The sequence below is a fragment of the Acidisphaera sp. L21 genome, assembly GCF_009765685.1.
GTDB lineage: Bacteria > Pseudomonadota > Alphaproteobacteria > Acetobacterales > Acetobacteraceae > LMUY01.
Genome location: NZ_LMUY01000109.1, coordinates 769 through 1023, shown reverse-complemented (window position 1 = coordinate 1023; position 255 = coordinate 769). Strand labels below are relative to the sequence as shown.

Annotated in this window: 1 protein-coding gene; it reads left to right on the top strand. The window is 69.4% G+C overall.

The window, feature by feature from the left end:
• On the top strand, positions 1–255 hold a 255-nt coding region (locus tag GSQ76_RS31340; RefSeq protein ID WP_216851211.1), incomplete at both ends, for a hypothetical protein.

Sequence of the window (255 nt, the reverse complement as noted above, 5' to 3'; positions counted from 1 at the left end):
TCGGGCAGCAAGGCGGTGACGATCCAGGGCACCTTGGCGCAGGTGAACGCCGCCCTGGCGACGGTGACGGATGCGCAGAGCGCCACCGGAACCGACACCATCAAGCTCGCCGCCGTGGATGGCTTCGGCAATGCGGCGGCGAACAAGGCCGTGGCGTTGACGGTGAACGGCCTGCCGGTGATCGCTGCCCCGGCGACGGTGGTTGCCGGCGTAGGCAAATCCTTGGCGGTCGCCGGGTTGAGCCTGTCGGAGACC